Source organism: Sphingomonas sp. Ell38C01, assembly GCF_055231975.1.
The window spans coordinates 2,518,974-2,537,586 of sequence record NZ_JBUYVA010000001.1; the positions used below are offsets into that span (position 1 = coordinate 2,518,974).

Annotated in this window: 23 protein-coding genes; 3 read left to right on the top strand and 20 right to left on the bottom strand. The window is 68.6% G+C overall.

Annotated features, from left to right (window positions below; all coding sequences use genetic code 11):
- Nucleotides 1-59 precede the first annotated feature (59 nt).
- The 16 genes from ACV7NO_RS11825 to glmU all read right to left on the bottom strand — a co-directional run bounded on the left by ACV7NO_RS11825 (nucleotide 60) and on the right by glmU (nucleotide 13,353).
- Nucleotides 60-728 carry a complex I 24 kDa subunit family protein gene (locus ACV7NO_RS11825; protein ID WP_463406189.1) on the bottom strand — a complete coding sequence of 223 codons (669 nt, stop codon included), beginning with the start codon at nucleotides 726-728 and terminating at the stop codon, nucleotides 60-62.
- The gene (locus ACV7NO_RS11830; protein ID WP_463406190.1) at nucleotides 721-903 is read right to left on the bottom strand and encodes a hypothetical protein; all 183 of its coding nucleotides are present in this window, start codon (nucleotides 901-903) and stop codon (nucleotides 721-723) included. The genes ACV7NO_RS11825 and ACV7NO_RS11830 overlap by 8 nt, the downstream gene beginning before the upstream one ends.
- Entirely contained in the window at nucleotides 900-2,135 is a 1,236-nt protein-coding gene (locus ACV7NO_RS11835) for an NADH-quinone oxidoreductase subunit D (RefSeq protein ID WP_463407332.1), read from the bottom strand. The genes ACV7NO_RS11830 and ACV7NO_RS11835 overlap by 4 nt, the downstream gene beginning before the upstream one ends.
- Before the next feature lie 20 nt (nucleotides 2,136-2,155).
- Nucleotides 2,156-2,992: an NADH-quinone oxidoreductase subunit C gene (locus tag ACV7NO_RS11840; RefSeq protein ID WP_463406191.1), complete on the bottom strand. Its 837-nt coding sequence runs from the start codon at nucleotides 2,990-2,992 to the stop codon at nucleotides 2,156-2,158.
- Entirely contained in the window at nucleotides 2,989-3,537 is a 549-nt protein-coding gene (locus tag ACV7NO_RS11845; protein ID WP_463406192.1) for a NuoB/complex I 20 kDa subunit family protein, read from the bottom strand. The genes ACV7NO_RS11840 and ACV7NO_RS11845 overlap by 4 nt, the downstream gene beginning before the upstream one ends.
- The gene (gene ndhC / locus ACV7NO_RS11850; protein ID WP_463406193.1) at nucleotides 3,528-3,902 is read right to left on the bottom strand and encodes an NADH-quinone oxidoreductase subunit A; all 375 of its coding nucleotides are present in this window, start codon (nucleotides 3,900-3,902) and stop codon (nucleotides 3,528-3,530) included. Before ndhC ends, ACV7NO_RS11845 begins: the two co-directional genes overlap by 10 nt.
- Before the next feature lie 237 nt (nucleotides 3,903-4,139).
- Entirely contained in the window at nucleotides 4,140-4,952 is an 813-nt protein-coding gene (locus tag ACV7NO_RS11855) for an inositol monophosphatase family protein (RefSeq protein ID WP_463406194.1), read from the bottom strand.
- Nucleotides 4,953-5,083: 131 nt separating this feature from the next.
- A complete protein-coding gene (efp, locus tag ACV7NO_RS11860) occupies nucleotides 5,084-5,647 on the bottom strand; it encodes an elongation factor P (protein WP_463406195.1) in 564 nt (187 codons plus the stop codon).
- A gap of 41 nt (nucleotides 5,648-5,688) precedes the next feature.
- Nucleotides 5,689-6,276 (bottom strand): M23 family metallopeptidase, encoded by a 588-nt coding sequence (locus ACV7NO_RS11865; RefSeq protein WP_463406196.1) that lies wholly within the window; start codon nucleotides 6,274-6,276, stop codon nucleotides 5,689-5,691.
- 16 nt (nucleotides 6,277-6,292) lie between these two features.
- Nucleotides 6,293-7,282, bottom strand: a complete 990-nt coding sequence (locus ACV7NO_RS11870; RefSeq protein WP_463406197.1) for a L,D-transpeptidase family protein — start codon at nucleotides 7,280-7,282, stop codon at nucleotides 6,293-6,295.
- Nucleotides 7,283-7,356: 74 nt separating this feature from the next.
- The gene (locus tag ACV7NO_RS11875; RefSeq protein WP_463406198.1) at nucleotides 7,357-7,743 is read right to left on the bottom strand and encodes an Ig-like domain-containing domain; all 387 of its coding nucleotides are present in this window, start codon (nucleotides 7,741-7,743) and stop codon (nucleotides 7,357-7,359) included.
- A complete protein-coding gene (locus ACV7NO_RS11880; RefSeq protein WP_463406199.1) occupies nucleotides 7,743-8,051 on the bottom strand; it encodes a LuxR C-terminal-related transcriptional regulator in 309 nt (102 codons plus the stop codon). The genes ACV7NO_RS11875 and ACV7NO_RS11880 overlap by 1 nt, the downstream gene beginning before the upstream one ends.
- Complete coding sequence (locus tag ACV7NO_RS11885) at nucleotides 8,035-8,181, bottom strand: hypothetical protein (protein WP_463406200.1); 147 nt, start codon at nucleotides 8,179-8,181, stop codon at nucleotides 8,035-8,037. Before ACV7NO_RS11885 ends, ACV7NO_RS11880 begins: the two co-directional genes overlap by 17 nt.
- A complete protein-coding gene (gene dxs, locus ACV7NO_RS11890; RefSeq protein ID WP_463406201.1) occupies nucleotides 8,178-10,100 on the bottom strand; it encodes a 1-deoxy-D-xylulose-5-phosphate synthase in 1,923 nt (640 codons plus the stop codon). Before dxs ends, ACV7NO_RS11885 begins: the two co-directional genes overlap by 4 nt.
- Nucleotides 10,101-10,164: 64 nt before the next feature.
- The gene (gene glmS, locus ACV7NO_RS11895; RefSeq protein ID WP_463406202.1) at nucleotides 10,165-11,988 is read right to left on the bottom strand and encodes a glutamine--fructose-6-phosphate transaminase (isomerizing); all 1,824 of its coding nucleotides are present in this window, start codon (nucleotides 11,986-11,988) and stop codon (nucleotides 10,165-10,167) included.
- Nucleotides 11,989-13,353, bottom strand: a complete 1,365-nt coding sequence (glmU, locus tag ACV7NO_RS11900; protein WP_463406203.1) for a bifunctional UDP-N-acetylglucosamine diphosphorylase/glucosamine-1-phosphate N-acetyltransferase GlmU — start codon at nucleotides 13,351-13,353, stop codon at nucleotides 11,989-11,991.
- 82 nt (nucleotides 13,354-13,435) lie between these two features.
- Here glmU and ACV7NO_RS11905 point away from each other — a divergent pair, with 82 nt between their 5' ends.
- Nucleotides 13,436-14,131, top strand: a complete 696-nt coding sequence (locus ACV7NO_RS11905; RefSeq protein ID WP_463406204.1) for an HAD hydrolase-like protein — start codon at nucleotides 13,436-13,438, stop codon at nucleotides 14,129-14,131.
- Nucleotides 14,128-14,493: a VanZ family protein gene (locus ACV7NO_RS11910; protein WP_463406205.1), complete on the top strand. Its 366-nt coding sequence runs from the start codon at nucleotides 14,128-14,130 to the stop codon at nucleotides 14,491-14,493. The genes ACV7NO_RS11905 and ACV7NO_RS11910 overlap by 4 nt, the downstream gene beginning before the upstream one ends.
- Here the strand turns inward: ACV7NO_RS11910 and ACV7NO_RS11915 are convergent.
- The 4 genes from ACV7NO_RS11915 to ACV7NO_RS11930 are packed head-to-tail and all read right to left on the bottom strand — an operon-like array spanning nucleotide 14,474 to nucleotide 17,056.
- The gene (locus ACV7NO_RS11915) at nucleotides 14,474-15,484 is read right to left on the bottom strand and encodes a nucleotidyltransferase domain-containing protein (RefSeq protein ID WP_463407333.1); all 1,011 of its coding nucleotides are present in this window, start codon (nucleotides 15,482-15,484) and stop codon (nucleotides 14,474-14,476) included. The genes ACV7NO_RS11910 and ACV7NO_RS11915 overlap by 20 nt on opposite strands.
- Nucleotides 15,484-16,338: an HprK-related kinase A gene (locus tag ACV7NO_RS11920; protein WP_463406206.1), complete on the bottom strand. Its 855-nt coding sequence runs from the start codon at nucleotides 16,336-16,338 to the stop codon at nucleotides 15,484-15,486. Before ACV7NO_RS11920 ends, ACV7NO_RS11915 begins: the two co-directional genes overlap by 1 nt.
- Nucleotides 16,335-16,619, bottom strand: a complete 285-nt coding sequence (locus ACV7NO_RS11925; RefSeq protein ID WP_463406207.1) for an HPr-rel-A system PqqD family peptide chaperone — start codon at nucleotides 16,617-16,619, stop codon at nucleotides 16,335-16,337. The genes ACV7NO_RS11920 and ACV7NO_RS11925 overlap by 4 nt, the downstream gene beginning before the upstream one ends.
- 5 nt (nucleotides 16,620-16,624) lie before the next feature.
- Nucleotides 16,625-17,056 (bottom strand): hypothetical protein, encoded by a 432-nt coding sequence (locus ACV7NO_RS11930; protein WP_463406208.1) that lies wholly within the window; start codon nucleotides 17,054-17,056, stop codon nucleotides 16,625-16,627.
- Between the two features lie 281 nt (nucleotides 17,057-17,337).
- On the opposite strand from ACV7NO_RS11930, the gene ACV7NO_RS11935 reads away from it, so the two are divergent.
- Nucleotides 17,338-18,549: a sensor histidine kinase gene (locus ACV7NO_RS11935; RefSeq protein ID WP_463406209.1), complete on the top strand. Its 1,212-nt coding sequence runs from the start codon at nucleotides 17,338-17,340 to the stop codon at nucleotides 18,547-18,549.
- The last annotated feature ends 64 nt before the right edge of the window (nucleotides 18,550-18,613 follow it).

Consider the following 18,613-nt stretch of genomic DNA (forward strand, 5'->3'; position numbering starts at 1 on the left):
AATCATCGTCAGAGCAGCGCCCATGAAGACCGCCAGCAAGGCTATCCAAACAGCAGGTTTCACGCCCACTCCCCCCGATAATCGTGGTTCGCGTCGACCATCGCCTTGAGCGAGGTCGGCCCGCCCTCGGGGCAGCTCGCGCGGCGGCCGGTCTGCGGCCCCGGCTCGGGCGCCTCGCCCTTGGCCAGCGCCTCGAGAATCGCGACCGTCCGGTCGTAATCGAGATCCTCGAAATTGTCGTCGTTGATCTGGACCATCGGCGCATTGGCGCAGGTGCCGAGACACTCGACCTCGGTCAGCGTGAACAGGCCGTCGGGCGTTGTCCGCCCCTTCACCAGACCGTGGTTCTTGCACGCCGCCAGCACGTCGTCCGATCCGCGCAACATACACGGCGTCGTCCCGCAGACCTGGACATGATAGCGCCCGACCGGCGCGAGATTGAACATCGTGTAGAAGGTCGCGACCTCGTACACGCGCATGTACGGCACGCCGATCGCCCGCGCGACGAACTCGATCACCGGCACGGGCAGCCAGCCCTGCGTCTGCGTCTCCGCACCGACCTGGCGCTGCGCCAGATCGAGGAACGGGATCGACGCCGACTGCTCGCGGCCCTTGGGATAGCGCGCGAGAATCTCGTTCGCCTTGCGCTGGTTCTCTTCGCTCCACGCGAAGCCACCCCAGCGGGCGCGCGTCTCGGCTTCATCAGGGATCTGGGGTGCTTCAGCCATGTACCGACTTCTTCTGGAAGGCCGCCAATGCAATCGAAAGCAGCACAGCGGCAACAGCGATAATCATCGCGGCGATCTGCACGCCGCGCGCGGACCAGCCGCCGAAACGTACGAGCGACATGGTCCCGATGACGGCCATCGCGCCCGTCATGATACGATCGAGCGCACGCGTCACCGGTCGCACTCCCCGAACACGATATCCATCGCACCCAGGATCGCGGTCGTGTCAGCGAGCATGTGGCCCTTCGCCATGAAATCCATCGCCTGGAGGTGCGAAAACGCCGTCGGGCGGATCTTGCAGCGATACGGCTTGTTGCTGCCGTCCGCGACCAGATACACGCCGAACTCGCCCTTCGGGCTCTCCGTCGCGACATACACGTCGCCCGCAGGGACGTGATAGCCCTCGGTGAACAGCTTGAAGTGATGGATCAGCGCTTCCATCGACTGCTTCATCTCGCCGCGCTTGGGCGGACCCACCTTGCGGTCTGTCGTCATGATCGGGCCTTCGGGCATCTCGGCCAGGCACTGCTTCATGATCTTCGCCGACTGGCGAACCTCTTCGACACGGACCATGAACCGGTCGTAGCAGTCGCCGCGCGTGCCCACCGGCACCTCGAAATCCATCCGGTCGTACACGTCATAGGGCTGCGACTTGCGCAGGTCCCACGCGATCCCCGACCCGCGGATCATCGGCCCCGAAAAGCCCCAGCGGATCGCGTCGTCGCGGCTCACCGTTGCGATGTCGACGTTGCGCTGCTTGAAGATGCGGTTGTCCGCCACCAGCGAGATCGCATCCTCGAACAGCCGCGGCAGCCGCGTATCGAGCCAGTCCGCGATATCGGTCAGCAGCTTGAGCGGCACGTCCTGATGGACCCCGCCGACGCGGAAATAGTTCGAGTGCATCCGCGCACCCGACGCGCGCTCGAAGAAGTTGAGGCAGTCCTCGCGCACTTCGAACATCCACAGGTTCGGCGTCATCGCGCCGACGTCCATGACGTGCGACCCGAGGTTGAGCATGTGGTTCGAGATGCGCGTCAGCTCGGCGAAGAACACCCGCAGATACTGCGCACGGATCGGCACCTCGAGATCGAGCAGCTTCTCGACCGCCAGCACATAGCTATGCTCCATGCACAGCGGCGAACAGTAATCGAGCCGATCGAAATAGGGCAGCGCCTGCGTGTACGTCTTGTACTCGATCAGCTTCTCGGTGCCGCGGTGGAGCAAGCCGATATGCGGATCGACGCGCTCGACGATCTCGCCGTCCAGCTCCATCACCAGCCGCAGCACGCCGTGCGCGGCCGGATGCTGCGGGCCGAAGTTGATCGTGTAGTTCTGGATCGTGACGTCGCCCGTCTCGGGGTGCGCCGCGTCGGTCGCGTGGAGCATCTTCTCCAGCGCGGGGTCGATCGTGTCGTGCAGCGTGTCGGTCATGCGTTCTGACCTCCATCCTTCGTGGGAACGACGTCCGGATCGACCGGCTTGTCCTTCGCCTCGTTGCCCGGATCGGGCTCGCCCGCGCCGGTCTTGGCGGTCGACTCGCTGGTCTTGGCGCCGACCGGCTTGGGCGAGGTCGGCGTCTGCGCGGCGTCCGCCTTCACGATCGTGTCAGCCTTCAACGGCGTCGGCGCACCCTTGGCCTCGGGCAGCGCAGCCTTCTCGTCGCCGGGCAGCGTGTAGACCGCGCCCTCCCACGGGCTCTCGAAATCGAACGTGCGGAAATCCTGCGCGAGCTGGACGGGCTCGTACACCACGCGCTTGGCCTCTTCCGAATAGCGCAGCTCGACATAGCCCGTCAGCGGGAAGTCCTTGCGTTGCGGATGTCCGCGAAAGCCATAGTCGGTCAGGATCCGGCGCAGATCGGCGTTGCCGCTGAACAGCACGCCGTACATGTCGTACACCTCGCGCTCCAGCCAGCCGGCGACCGGCCACAGCCCCGTCACCGACGGCACCGGCGTCACCTCGTCCGCCTGCACGTGCACGCGAAGCCGGTGGTTGCGCGTCAGCGACAACAGGCAATAGACGATTTCGAACCGCTCGGGCCCCCGCTCGGGATAGTCGACCCCCGCGATCTCCATCAGCTGCTGGTATTCCAGCCCCGGCGTATCGCGCAGCAGCGTCATCGTCTCGACCAGCGCCGCGCGCCGGACGTGGAGCGCGACCTCGCCGACGCGGTCGACCGCATCGGTCAGCCGGTCGCCGAGCGCAAGCCGCGCCGCGTCGATCACGCCGTCATTGGCGGCGTAGGCCGGGGCCGGCGCCCTCACCGTTCGATGCTCCCGGCGCGGCGGATCTTCCGCTGCAACTGCATCACGCCGTACAGCAGGGCTTCGGCGGTCGGCGGGCAGCCGGGAACGTAGATGTCGACCGGCACGATCCGGTCGCACCCGCGCACGACGCTATAACTATAGTGATAATAGCCGCCGCCGTTCGCGCACGATCCCATCGAGATCACGTATTTCGGCTCGGACATCTGGTCGTAGACGCGACGCAGCGCGGGGGCCATCTTGTTGCACAGCGTGCCCGCGACGATCATCACGTCGGACTGGCGCGGAGAGGCGCGCGGCGCCGCGCCGAACCGCTCCATGTCGTAGCGCGGCATGTTGACGTGGATCATCTCGACCGCGCAGCACGCGAGCCCGAACGTCATCCACCACAGCGAGCCGGTCCGCGCCCACTGGAACAGGTCCTCGGTCGAGGTGACGAGGAAGCCCTTGTCGGTCAGTTCGCCGTTCAGGCTGTCGAAGAACCCCTGGTCGGGCTGCACCAGCGAGGATGCGCCACCGATATTGGGCGTGAGCTCTACTCCCAATCGAGTGCTCCCTTCTTCCATGCATAGACGAGGCCGAGCGCAAGCTCGCCGATGAAGATCATCATCGAGAACCATGCGGTCCAGCCCAGATTGAACACGCTCACCGCCCACGGATACAGGAAGGCGGCTTCCAGATCGAAGATGATGAACAGGATCGCGACGAGGTAGAATCGCACGTCGAACTGCGCACGACTGTCCTCGAACGCGGGGAAGCCGCACTCATATTCGCTGAGCTTTTCAGGCGTCGGCTTGTGCGCGCCGGTCAGGCGAGCGACCGCCATCGGCAGGAACACGAACGCCGTCGACAGCGCCAGCGCGACCCCCAGGAACAGGAGGATCGGCAGATATTGCGAAAGGTCTACCAAGTCGGTTCTCGCAGGTGCGAACAAAACGTGGGGAGGCTTTAGGCGGATGGGCCAAGGGGGGCAAGGCGTCGAGCCATGAGAATGAATCGCAACATGCCACTCCTCCCCGGTACGGGGAGGGGGACCGCGCGAAGCGGGGTGGAGGGGAATCGCCCCAAACGGTATCGTGGGAGGAAGCCCCCCCCTCCGCCATCCTGCGGATGATCCCCCTCCCCGTCCCGGGGAGGAATCAGGCTCTCACCGCAATGCCCCTGCCACCAGCTTGTGCAGCTTCGAATGCAGCACGTCGTTCCCCGCAAGGAACTCGTTGCGGTCCAGCGGACGGTCGCTCCCGCGGAAATCGGTGACGAACCCGCCCGCTTCCTTGACCAGCAACAGCCCCGCCGCGACGTCCCAGATCTTGAGATCGCTCTCCCAATATCCGTCGAACCGTCCCGCCGCGACCCAGGCGAGATCGAGCGCGGCCGACCCCAGCCGCCGGATCCCCGCCACCTGCGGCGCGACCGCGCCGAAGATGCGGCTCCACTGGACGAAGTCGCCATGCCCCATGAACGGGATTCCCGTCGCGATCAGCGCATCGGACAGCTCGCGCCGGCCCGACACGCGCAGCCGCTCGGACTGGACCCACGCGCCGCGCCCCTTCTCCGCCCAGAAGCTCTCGTCGGTCAGCGGCTGATACACGAGCGCGGAGGTGATCTCGCGCTTGCCGTTGGGCATCGGCTCCTCGACCGCGATCGAGATCGAGAAGTGCGGGATGCCGTGGAGGAAGTTCGACGTGCCGTCGAGCGGATCGACGATGAACCGCGGCTTGTTCGGATCACCCGCGACCTCGCCGCGCTCCTCCATCACGAAGCCCCAGTCGGGCCGCCCCTTCGACAGTTCCTCATAGATCGTCTGCTCGGCGCGCTGGTCCGCCATCGACACGAAGTCGGCGGGGCCCTTGCGGCTGACCTGCAGGTTCTGCACCTCGTTGAAGTCGCGACGCAACCGCGGCGCCGCCTTGCGCGCGGCGCGATCGATGACGGTCATCAGGCCGGAATGGGATACCATGGTTCTTCTCACTCCCCTCCCGCGTGCGGGAGGGGCCGGGGGGTGGGCTCCCGGCCAATACCAGCCGGTACGTTCGAGGCTGAGCGCGAGCCCACCCCCAGCCCCTCCCGCACGCGGGAGGGGAGTTAAACTTAGTCCGCGCGCCGTACGTACGTCTGCTCGTACACGTCGACGACGATCCGCGTCCCCGCGCCGATATGCGGCGGCACCATAACGCGCACGCCGTTCTCGAGGATCGCGGGCTTGTAGCTCGACGAGGCGGTCTGCCCCTTCACCACCGCGTCGGCCTCGACGATCAGCGCCTCGATCGTGTCGGGCAGCTGGACCGAGATCGGACGCTCCTCCCAGAGCTCCATCACCACGTCCATCCCGTCCTGCAGGAATGCGGCGGCGTCGCCCAGGATGTCGGCGTCGAGCGTGATCTGCTCGTAGTTCACCTTGTCCATGAAGGTCAGCGTGTCGCCCTCGCGGAACAGGAACTGGAAGTCGACGGTGTCGAGCCGCACCTTTTCCAGGCTCTCGGCGGAGCGGAATCGGACGTTGTTCTTGCGCCCGTCGATCAGGTTCTTCATCTCGACCTGCATGTACGCGCCGCCCTTGCCGGGCTGGGTGTGCTGGATCTTCACCGCGCGCCAGATGCCGCCTTCATATTCCAGGATGTTGCCGGGACGGATTTCGACCGCGTTGATCTTCATGGGCGTGACCTGCAGATGGGAAAAGAGCGAAGGCGCGCCTGTTAGCGATCCGCCCCCTTTTCGGCAAGCAGCGGATAGGGATCGATCGGCTCCCCCTGCCACCACCCGTCCCCCGCGCGCATCCGCGACACCCCGAAATGCAGGTGGGTGTTCCCCGCCCCCGCATTGCCGGTGTCGCCGACATAGCCGATCGGCGCGCCCGCCGCGACCCTCGCGCCCTCGCGCAGCCCGGGCGCATAGCCTTGCAGATGCGCGTAATAATAGATCCAGCCGCGGTAGGGCGAGCGGACATAGGCGGTGATGCCGCCTGCCGCGCTCTGGAAGAGCTTCTCCACCGTCCCCGGCGCTGCGGCGACCACCGGCGTGCCGCCTGCCGCCATGATGTCGATCGCCTGATGATGCCGCGCCCCGCCGCCGCGCGCGTCGCCCCAGCTGTCCGTCAACGCCGTTCGCGCGACGCCTGCGACGGGCACCGTCAGCCGGTCGCCATCGCGCACCACCGGCTCGATCCGCGCCTTCACGCGCGCGATCGGCGACGGCCGCGTCCCGTCGCCGATCGACAGCATCGACGCGAACGCCAGCACCGACAGAAGGATGACGCCAAGGATTCCCCAGCCCAGCTTCGTCACGCCGCCAGTCCCCGGGTCAGTTCTGGAATACCGCCGGCATCCCGGCCTTGACCATCAGCGCCACCCGCGCCGCGTCCCAGTTGGTCAGGCGGATGCACCCGTTGCTTTCCGCGCGCCCGATCTGTTCGGGCGCACTCGTGCCGTGGATGCCGTAATGCTCCTTGCTCAGGTCGATCCACACCACGCCCACCGGATTGTTCGGCCCCGGCGGGATGATCTGCGCGGGCTTCGAGTCGTTGACGTTGCGCAGGATCTTCGGATTCATCTTCCAGTCGGGATTGTACGCCGGGCCCAGGATCTTCCACGTTCCGATCGGCAGCGGATCGTGGCTCGATCCCATCGTCGCGGAGAATTGCGCGACCAGCTTGCCCGCCTTGTCGAGCACGCGCAGCACCCCGTCCGACTTGTCGACCACCACCTTCGCCCCGGCCGGCTGGTTCGCATCGACGTTGAGCGACGACAGCGTCGCACGCCACGTCGCCGGCAGCTTGGCGTCATAATCGCGGCTGGTCGGCAGCGCGTTGGGGAAGATGACCTTCGATCCCGGCTCCAGCCGCGTCTGCGGCGAGTTCAGCGCTAGCAAGACCGCGGGCGTGGTGTGGAACATCTCCGCCACCTTCTCCATCGCCGACGTGTACCCCATCGCGGGCAGCTTCGACTGAAGCACATAGTCCTTCGGGATCGACTGGAACGGCCCCGCCAGCATGTCCGGCGTCAGCGCGATCGTCACCGTGGGTCGCGCCGTACGATAGGGATAGAGCGCACGCAGCGTGGCCGCATCCGCCTTGCCCGTCTCCGGCAACCCCCGGCTCTCCTGGAACCCCTTGAGCGCGGCGACCAGCGACTGCCCGCCGCGCCCGTCGATCACGCCGGGGCCGAACCCCAGCTTGTCGAGGATCACCTGCACATGCATCACGTTGCGGTCGATCGGCGGCGGCGCGGTCTGCGCGCGAACGGCGGGGGCAAGGGCCGAAGCGGCAAGCGCCGCGAGAAGGACGATACGCACACAGGTCTCCTGTTCGAGGACCCACGATCAACGGCCCAGCGCGCGCTTGTTTCCCCCGCGCAACGAAACCCCGGTCACCGCACCGAAAAACGGATCACGCGACCCGAAGCGACCGTGCCGTCGCGCCCGAGAAAGTTGCGGAACCGCCCATGGTTCAATCCGACGCCATAGCGCGCGCGCGCCGCAGCCGTACACGTCATCGCAAAGCTCCGCCCGTCTGGCAGCGCGGTCACGCCGGCCGCGCAGGACGGGAACGCCGCACCGTCGATCGTCACGAACGAATAGCCGTCGGGGCGCATCGCGCGATCGAACGTCACCGTCAGCGCGAACGGCCCCGGCGCAATCGTCGCCCCGTCGCGCGGCGACGTCGCCTCCACCTTCGGCGCGGTGGCATCGACGGCATCCGCCTTGCCCGCCCCTGCCTGCCCAAGCATCACCGCGGCCATCGCGCCGCCCGTCATCAAAAGCCCATCGCGATCAGGCTCCTGCGTACGATCGGCGCCAGTGCCGGTCGCCCGGACCGATCCGGGTTCGCGGTGGATTCCGCCACCCGGATTCGCTCGTCACGATTTTCCTGGGCGCTCAACGTTCGCGCCAGGTCCCGGCTGCTCGCCGCGCCCGTCTTGCGCCGGGCCTCGCGGAGCCGCTCGTTCACGGCGCCGACGCTCAGGTCGAGCGTCGCCGCGATCGTCTTGGCGGTGCGCCCCTGTGCCAGCAGTCGCAGGATGCAGCGCTCGCTCTCGTTCAGCGCGTCAATCCCGCCCGGCATCGCCCGTCTCGGCACGCGCCTTCGCCGCCGCGCTCGCCGCCTTCATCCGACGATACAGCCGCACGTTGAACCCCGTGAGCGCGACCACCATCAGCCCCGTCGTCGTCGCGACCGCGGGCCAGCCCGTCACGCCCGCGCGCCTTCCACCTCGAGCGCGTTATGCCGCAGCGCCTTCAGCACCGTGGACACGATATGATCCGCGTCGAGCCCCGCCTGCGCATATTGCACCTCGGGCTTGTCCTGGTCCTGGAACAGGTCGGGCAGCCGCATCGTCCGCAGCTTCAACCCGCCGTCGATCAGCCCCTCGTCACTCGCCAGCGTCAGCACATGCGCGCCCAGCCCGCCGACCGCACCTTCCTCGATCGTCACCGCGACCTCGTGCGTGGTCAGCAGCCGCCGGATCATCGCCTCGTCGAGCGGCTTGGCGAAGCGCAGGTCGGCCACCGTCGTCGACAGCCCCTTCGCCTCCAGCTGCTCGGCGGCCTTGAGCGCCTCCGCCAGCCGCGTGCCGAGCGACAGGATCGCCACCGTCTTGCCCTCGCGGACGATCCGGCCTTTCCCGATCTCCAGCCGCTCCGGCACCGCGGGCAGCGCCACGCCCGTGCCGTTGCCGCGCGGATAGCGCACCGCGATCGGCCCCGAATCGTGGAGCACGCAGGTGTGCGTCATGTGCACCAGCTCCGCCTCGTCGGCGGGCGCCATCACGACGAAATTGGGGAGCGTCGCCAGATAGGTGACGTCGAACGATCCCGCATGCGTCGCGCCGTCCGCACCGACCAGCCCGGCGCGGTCGATCGCGAAGCGGACCGGCAGGTTCTGGATCGCGACGTCGTGGACGACCTGGTCGTACGCGCGCTGGAGGAACGTCGAATAGATCGCGCAGAACGGCCGCATCCCCTGCGCCGCCAGCCCGGCCGCGAACGTCACCGCGTGCTGCTCGGCGATGCCCACGTCGAAGAACCGGTCGGGATGCGCCTTCGCGAACGCGTCGAGCCCGGTGCCCGACGGCATCGCCGCGGTGATCGCGCAGATCCGGTCGTCGGTCGCCGCGGCGTCCGCCAGCGCCTTGCCGAACACGTTCTGGTACTGTGGCGGCCCCGGCGGCGCCTTCGCCTGCGCGCCGGTGATGACGTCGAACTTCTGCACCCCGTGATACTTGTCCGCCGACGCCTCGGCGGGCGCATAGCCCTTGCCCTTCTTCGTCACGACATGGACGAGGATCGGGCCCTCCTTCGCGTCGCGCACATTCTCGAGCACCGGGATCAGGTGATCGAGGTTATGCCCGTCGATAGGCCCGACATAATAGAAGCCCAGTTCCTCGAACAGCGTGCCGCCGGTCGCCATCCCGCGCGCGAACTCCTCGGCCTTCTCGGCCGCGCTCTGCACGCGCCTGGGAAGCCGCCGCGCGATCTTCTTGGCCAGCCCGCGCAGCCCCAGATATTCGGAGCTCGACACCATCCGACTCAGATATGCGCTCAGGCCCCCGACCGGCGGCGCGATCGACATGTCGTTGTCGTTCAGGATCACGACCAGCCGGTTGCCCGCAGCCTCGGCGTTGTTCATCGCCTCGTACGCCATGCCCGCGGACATCGCGCCGTCGCCGATCACCGCGATCCCCTTGCCGGGCGTACCGGCGAGCTTGTTCGCGGTCGCGAAGCCCAGCGCGGCGGAGATCGAGGTCGACGAATGCGCCGCGCCGAACGGGTCATACTCGCTTTCGGAGCGTTTGGTGAAGCCGCTCAGTCCCCCGCCCTGCCGCAGCGTGCGAATCCGGTCGCGCCGCCCGGTCAGGATCTTGTGCGGATAGCATTGGTGGCCGACGTCCCACACCAGCTTGTCCGCCGGCGTATCGAACACATAATGGATCGCGGTCGTCAGCTCGACGACGCCGAGGCCGGAGCCCAGATGCCCCCCGGTCGTCCCCACCGCGGAGATCACCTCCGCGCGCAGTTCGTCGGCGAGTTGGCGGAGCTGCTCGGGCTTGAGCGTGCGGAGGTCGGCGGGCGTGGCGACCGTGTCGAGCAACGGCGTCGCGGGAAGATCGGACATTTCCGGGGGTTTAGCCCACGCTCGGGGCGGTGTCGATTGTTACCGTCCCGAATCCCTCAAATCCTCACTCGACCGTCACCGATTTCGCAAGATTGCGCGGCTGGTCCACATCAGTCCCCTTCAGCACCGCGACATGGTACGCCAGCAGCTGCACCGGCACGGCATACACCAGCGGCGCGATCAGCGGATGGACCTTGGGCATCGTGATCGTCGCGATGCACCCCTCGCCCGCCGCCTGGATCCCGTCATAGTCGCTGATGAGGATCACCTTGCCGCCGCGCGCCTGCACTTCCTGCATATTGCTCACGGTCTTGTCGAACAGCGGTCCCGACGGCGCGATGACGATCACGGGCACGTTCTCGTCGATCAGCGCGATCGGCCCGTGCTTCATTTCGCCCGCCGCATAACCTTCGGCATGGATGTAGCTGATTTCCTTGAGTTTCAGCGCACCTTCCAGTGCCAGCGGATAGTCCGTGCCGCGCCCCAGATACAGCACGTCGCGCGCACTCGCGACCGCGCCCGCCATCGCCTCGATCGCCTCGTCATACGCCAGCGCACCGTTCAGCGCGGCGGGGGCCTCCGCCAGATGCTTGACGATCCCGCGCTCGTCCGCCTCGCTTAGCCGCCCCTTCGCCTTGGCGAGGTTCGCCGCCAGCGCCGCCAGCACCGCCAGCTGGCAGGTGAACGCCTTGGTCGAGGCGACGCCGATCTCCGGCCCCGCATGCGTCGGCAGCAGCAGGTCCGCCTCGCGCGCCATCGAGCTGGTCGGCACGTTGCAGACGACCGCGATCGTCTGCCCCTCGCTGCGCGCATGCCGCAGCGCCGCCAGCGTGTCCGCCGTCTCCCCCGATTGCGAGATGAACAGCGCCAGCCCGCCCTCTTCCATCACCGGCGCGCGATAGCGGAATTCGCTCGCCACATCGAGATCGACGGGCACCCGCGCGAACTGCTCGAACCAGTATTTCGCGACCATTCCGGCGTAGAAGCTGGTCCCGCACGCCACGATCGTCGCGCGCTTGATCCCCGACAGGTCGAATTCCGGGATCGGCAGCGATACCGTCCCCTCCATCCGGTGGAGATACGATCGCAACGTCTGCGCGACGACGATCGGCTGCTCGTAGATCTCTTTCAGCATGTAGTGCCGATGGTTGCCCTTCGACACCAGATCGCCCGTCACGCCCGAGATCGTGATCGCGCGCTCGACCGAATTGTTATCCCGATCAAAGACTTGTGCGCCATCCTTCGTACAGATGACCCAGTCGCCCTCGTCCAGATACGCGATCCGCTGCGTCAGCGGCGCCAGCGCCAGCGCGTCCGACCCCAGATACGTCTCGCCCTCGCCATGCCCGACGACGAGCGGCGACCCTAGCCGCGCCCCGATCAGCAGATCGGGGTGCTGGCGAAACAGGATCGCCAGCGCGAACGCGCCATGCAATCGCGGCAGCACCACGCGCACCGCATCCGCCGGCGCCAGCCCCGCCTCGACCTGCTCGCTCACCAGATGCGCGACCACTTCGGTATCGGTCTCGCTCGTGAACACCCGTCCGCGCGCGATCAGTTCGTCGCGCAGCGGCTTGAAATTCTCGATGATCCCGTTGTGCACCACCGCGACCTCGTCGGTCGCATGGGGATGCGCGTTGTTCGTCGTCGGCCCGCCATGCGTCGCCCAGCGGGTGTGGGCGATCCCCGTCCGGCCCGGCAGCGGATGCGCGGCGAGTTCCTTCGCCAGGTTCACCAGCTTGCCCGACGCGCGCCGCCGCTCGATCGCACCGTCATGATCCGTCGCGATTCCCGCCGAGTCGTATCCGCGATATTCCAGCCGCTTCAACCCGTCGAGCAGGCGATCCGCGACATCCTCGGCACCGACGATCCCAACGATTCCACACATTTACCGGGCTTCCTTCTTGGCACGCATGCGATCACGAAACTTGGCCGCCCATCCAGGCTTCGACTCCTGCGGGGGCCGGACGAGGACGAGCGCATCCGCTTCGACGTCTCTGGTTACCACCGATCCCGCCGCCACGATCGCGCCATCCCCGATCGACACCGGCGCCACCAGAGCGGAATTGGAGCCGACGAACGCCCCCGCGCCGATCCTGGTACGGTATTTGAAGAACCCGTCGTAATTGCAGGTGATCGTTCCCGCGCCGATGTTCGCGCCCGCGCCGACATCGGCGTCGCCCAGATAGGTCAGGTGGCTCGCCTTCGCGCCGACGCCCAGCACCGCCTTCTTCATCTCGACGAAATTGCCGACCTTGCTGTCGCGCTCCATCACCGCGCCCGGCCGCAACCGCGCATAGGGGCCGACCTCCGCTCCCTCGCCGACGTTCGCGCCTTCGAGGTGACTGAACGCATGGATCGTCGCGCGGTCCGCGATCGTCACGCCGGGGCCGAACACCACGTTGGGCTCGATCGTCACGTCGCGCCCGACGACGGTATCGTGCGCGAACCACACGGTGTCGGGCGCGACCAGCGACACGCCCTCAGCCATTGCGCGCGCGCGCCGCTCGCGCTGCCATGCCAGCTCGACCACCGCCAGTTCGCCTCGGCTGTTGACCCCCGCGACCTCGTCCGCCGCCGTCTCGACCACCGCCGCGCTCCCGCCCTCTTCGCGCGCCAGCATCACGATGTCGGGCAGGTAGTATTCCCCCGCCGCATTGTCGTTGCCGACCTGCGCGAGCAGCCGGAACAGATCGCCCGAACGCACCGCCATCAGCCCCGAATTGCACAGCGTTTCCGCGCGCTCGGCGTCGGTCGCATCCTTGAACTCGACCATCTTGGCGATTCGGTCGCTCCCGCCGTCCAGGATCACCCGGCCATAGGCGGCGGCATCGTCGGGCCGGAACCCGAGCACCACCACCGTCGGCGCATCCCCCGCGTTCAACCGCTCTAGCATCCGCCGCATCGTCCCCGCGCTCACCAGCGGGACGTCGCCGTACAGCACCAGCACGTCGCCCTCGAACCCGTCGAGCGCGACCGCCGCCTGCGCCACCGCATGCCCCGTCCCCAGCTGCTCCGCCTGCACCACCACCGCGATCCCCAGCGGCGCCACCGCCGCCTCGACCTGCTCGCGCCCCGCGCCTACCACCACTGCGGTCCGCGCCGGCGCCAGCTGCGCGACGCTGTCGACCAGATGCAGCAGCATCGCGCGCCCCGCGATCGGGTGCAGCACCTTGTGGAGATCGGATTTCATCCGCGTCCCCTTGCCCGCGGCAAGGACGATCGCGGCGACGGGATTTGGGAGCGACGACATCGGGACCTCATCGGGTTTCGTCCCGCCGCCCTGCCAGCCAATGCTTGCCATTTCCATAGCGGTGCTGTCTTGCGCACCTTCCATGACGCCGAATTTATCTCCCCTTCATCCCGCATCGATCCCCTTCGACATCGTCGGGTTCGATCTCGACGGCACGTTTCTCGACACCTCGGGGGACCTGACGGCGGCGGTCAACCACGCGCTCGCCTCGATCGGGCGACCGCTGCTGGGGGTGGCCGACGTCAAGCCGATGATCGGCGGCGGTGCGCGCCACATGCTGGCACAGGGCATGGCTGCGACGGGCGGATGCGACGAGCAGACGCTCGACATCCTCCACCGCCGCCTGCTCGACCATTACGAAGCGAACATCTCGGTCGAGACCGTGCCCTATCCCGGCGCGCTCGCGGTTCTCGACGCGCTCGATGCGCTCGGCGTGAAGGCCGCGATCGTCACCAACAAGCTCGAACGGTTCGCGCGCGCGGTGCTCGACGACCTCACGCTGACTCCGCGGTTCGCCTGCGTCATCGGGGGCGACACGATGGGGCCGGGCACGTCGAAGCCCTCCCCCGTCCCGATCCATGAAATGATCGCGCGCTGCGGCGGCGGGCGCGCCGCGTTCGTCGGCGATTCGATCTTCGACGTCGGCGCGGCGCATGCGGCGGGGATCCCCGCGATCGCCTGCCGCTTCGGCTTCCTGATGCAGCCGGTCGAGGATCTGGACGCCGACGCGATCATCGATCATTTCGACGATCTCCTGCCCACGCTCGCGCGGCTATGATCGAATCTCAGCGGCGGACGATGTGGCGGCTGATGCTCGCCCTCGCGCTCACCTTCGCGATCCTGATGGCGCTGCTCCCGCAGCCGCCGCTCCTGCCGATCGACCGGTTCGGCGACAAGGCGGAGCACATGCTGGCCTTCGGCACGCTGACGCTGCTGACGGTGCTCGCCTATCCGAAGATGCCGCTCCACCTCGTCGGCGAGCGGCTGTCGTTCCTCGGCGCGATGATCGAGGTGCTCCAGTCGATCCCCGCGCTCCACCGCGACTGCGACATCCACGACTGGCTGGCGGACACAACGGTCATCATCGGCGTCCTTGTCGTCGTCGCGATCGGGCGCAACCTCAGGCGCGGCGCCATTTGATCCACAGGTGCCGCGCGAGCATCGCAGGCGGCATCCTGAGCCGGTGCGAGCGAACATAGAAGGCCAGCCGCGTCACCGGCCGCGTCGCCCGTCCCCAGCCGTCACGCGCCAGCACCCGCCGCCGCGCGACCCGGTCGAACCAGCCGTCCGCGCCCGAGTCGTCCGGCACCGGCGTCCCGAACAGCGCCCGCGCCTGCCGCAACGTCAGCCCGACCGCACCCTCCGCCCGATGCCGCGCCGCGCGCGCACGCAACCGGTCCCAGAACCCGGCCTCGTCCGCGAACTCGCGCGCCAGCCGGTCGACGTCCCACAGGTTGCGCAGGGCCCCCGCCAGATCGCCGTCCGCGAACAGGTGGATCGCTGCATGGACCACCATGTCCTCCGCAGACAGCACCGCCAGACCGTTCCCCAGCGGCACCGCATCCGCCACCAGCGCCGCCGCATCCGGCGCGCCGCGGGCGGTCGGCGGCAGGATCGTGTGGTGGACGTCGATCATCCGGTCGCGGGTCCGGTGGATCAGCGGCGGCAACTCGTGCATCCAGCGGCGATAATAGGCGTCGTCATAGGGATCGGGCTTCACCCACTCCCACCCCGCCGCCAGCAGCGCCGCCTCGACCGCATCAAGATCCACGCGCCGCACGAGGATGTCGAGATCCCCGATCGACCGCCCCCGCCCCGCATCGAGCCCGGTGGCCACGAACGCGGTGCCTTTCAGCAGTACGACGGGCGCCCCGAGCGGCGCCAGCGCACGCCGCGCCATCTCCGCCTCCCACAGGGCCTGCCGCCGCTGCTCCTCCGCCCCCCACCGCGCCTCCTCGAGCATCCCCGCCACCGCTGCCGGCACCGCGACGCCGTCGAGCCGCATCGCCAGCGTCCCCGCCAGCTGCTCCGCGCGCGCGATCGCGATCAGTGCGGTCCAAGCGTCCGCATCCAGCGCCAGCGCACGCCCGGGCTCGGCCAGCACCTGCGCGAGCACCGAAGCGTCCCGAATCACAGCGCGCGCCACGCGGCCTCCACAGCATCGATCGCGCCCTGCGTATCGGGATAGTCGATCGCCCGCGCAGGCACCGTCGTCACCAGCCGGGTCAGCGCATCGAACCCGCGCTCTCCCAGCGCGGTGTAGTTGGTCGACGCCTGCGTCAGCCGCACGAACGCCTCGCCCGCGCCAACTTCACGCGCATCGGGCGCTTCCCCGAACCGCGGAAACAGGATCAGCGCCGGCGTCGCGGGCTCCGCCATCGCCGCGATCGCGCGCGCATCGGGGACGAGATGGCGGATGTCCCCCTTGGGCGTCCCCGCCAGCAGCGCGCCGAACCGCGCGCCCGCCGCCGCGCGTTCCATCACCCCGATCGCCGCGTTCTTAAGGCTGATCGCGCGAGGGAAGGCGTGGAGCAGCCCGGTCTCGGGATCGAGCAGCGCGAACTCGTCGCCCATCAGCCGCCATCCGCGCGTCATCAGCAGCGCCGCCAGCGTCGACTTCCCCGCCCCCGATTCGCCCGTCATGACGATCGCGCGCCCGTCGCGCTCGACGCTCGACGCGTGGAGCAGCAGGTAGCGCCGCTGACCCAGCGCCATCTGGAGGTTCATCCCCATCTCCGCCGCGAGCACCCCCTGGCGCAACGGCAACGGCAGCGCATCGGGCAAAATGTAATCGCCCCCGATCGTCACCGACGGCCGCACCACACGCCGCCACGGACGCGCCGCGAACAGCCGCACGGTGAAGTCGGCGACCTCGGGCCGCGGGTAGTCGCGATACAGGTCGCGAAGCGCAGCGATCGGCGCGCGCCAGTCGCTGCCGACGCGAAACCCGACCGGCCCGATCCGCACCGTCGTGGAATGCCTCATCGCGCCTCGACCAGCCCCGCCTCGACCAGCCCGGCCTCGACCAGCTCGTCGACCCGCGCGCGCAACGCCGCCCCATCGGCGACCATGTCATACGCCGCCGCGAGCGCGGACGAAAGCGCATCGAGCGTCATCCCATCGCCTGACAACATCGCCAGGATCTCCGGCGCAGGTGACGCGACCAGATGAGTCATCCCGGATCGACGGTGGAGGATCGCGACGATGTCGCCCAGATCGACGACACGCAGCGCGTCGGCGTCCGGCGCGCGATAGCGGAGCGCCATCGCGCTCAGGCGCGCGGCATCTGCAGCGAGGCGAAGCAGGTGAACCCGCTCGTCCCGCGCTGGAGTCGCGAGACGTATTTCAGATAAGCGCGGCTGCGCTCGTTATCGACGCCCGGCAGCGTATAGCCGTTGGCCAGTGCGCGGCGCACCTCCTCGCCCTTGAGCGGACGGACCGGCGGCGGAAAAGCGCCCGCGGTGCCCGGCGCGACGAGCGAGCCGTCCGCGGCGATATAGCGCCCCGCATGCCCGGCATCGGGCACCGGGATCTCGCAGTTCAGCACCGATCCCGCGGTCTGCGCGAGCGCCGGCCGGATCGTCACCACCGACACCGCCCCCGCCGCGCCGAGCATCAGCGCACGGCGACGAGTCGCGCCCACGGGCGGCGTCTCCGCGGGTCGCGTCTCTGAGGTGTTGGATGGATCGATCGGGTCTGTCATCTTGGATATCCTGCACCCGCCGCCCTTTCATATCCGTTGACGCGACACAAGCCACGCCCCCGCGCCGTACCACCGCGGGACGAGAGGCGGTCGCATTGACCTGTCCCCCCGGGCGTGATGACAAGATCGGCCGGTGCGCCTAGACCCGCCCCCACCGCTCCGTTTGCACCGAGCTGGTCGAACTGCTGCTTTTCTTCTGCGCCGTTGCAGGGAAGGACAGTGGTTCGACAAGCTCAGTACGAACCGGGTCGCGGACAGACCCAACGTCAGGACCTCGCCTCATGCAGGGATTCGCCCTCCGCACGATGATCGCGCTCGCGCTGGTCGCGGTCGCCGCGATCGCGGCGTTCGCGATCGACTCGCAGGCCCAGCATGCGGTGCTCGTCCTCGTCCTGGGTGCCGCCGCGGTGCTGGTGGCGGCGGGCACCGGCGAGGCGGAGGCCGCGCCCGACGCCGCCGCGCCCGATACCGCGGGCGTCGCGGAGGCCGAACTGCTCGACGCGATCGTCGAACCCGTCATCCTCGTCCGCGCGGGCCGCGTCGCGCTCGCCAACCGCGCCGCGCGCACGCTGCTGGGCGCGCACATCGTCGGCGAGGACGTTCGCGTCGCGATCCGCCACCCCGCCGCGACCGAACGCCTCGCCGCCGCGCAGGTCGATGCGGACGCCGCCCCGGTCCACCTCGCCGGGCTCGGCACCCGCGACCAGCGCTGGGAGATGCGCGTCGCCGAGACGCCTGCTGGCGCGCGCGTCGTCCACCTCATCGACCAGAGCGGCAGCTACACCGCGGAACGGATGCGCGTCGATTTCGTCGCCAACGCCAGCCACGAACTGCGCACCCCGCTCGCCTCGATCCTGGGCTATGTCGAAACGCTGCGCGACGCCGCGGGTGACGATGCGGAGACGCGTGACCGCTTCCTCAAGATCATCGACGACGAAGCGCGCCGGATGGAACGGCTGGTCGAGGATCTCATCTCGCTCAGCCGGATCGAATCGGAGAAATACCGCGTCCCCGCCACCCCGGTCGATCTCGCGCGGCTGATCGAGGAGGTGCGCGGCGAGCTGCTCGACACGCATGGCCGCCGCGGCGCGGACATCGCGCTATCGCTCGATGCCGGGATCGCCCCCGTCCTTGCAGACCGGACGCAGCTGTCGCAGATGCTCCACAACCTCGTCGGCAACGCGATGAAATACGGTCGCGCGGGCACCCCGGTGACGATCGCGCTGGCGAGCGACTCCGCGCGGACGATCCGGCTGACCGTGGCGGACGAGGGCGACGGCATCGCCGCCGATCACCTGCCGCGCCTCACCGAGCGCTTCTACCGCGTCGATTCGGGGCGCAGCCGGTCGCTCGGCGGCACCGGGCTCGGCCTCGCGATCGTCAAGCATATCGTCGAGCGTCACCGCGGCCGGCTCGATATCGCGAGCACGGTCGGCGTCGGCACGCGCGTCACCGTGTCGCTCCCTGCCGCGGACGCTGTCATCAAGCCGTAACGTCGGTGTCACACAGCGCGCTGGCGACAGGGCGGCCGGGGGGTCGACGGCGCACCCAAGGACC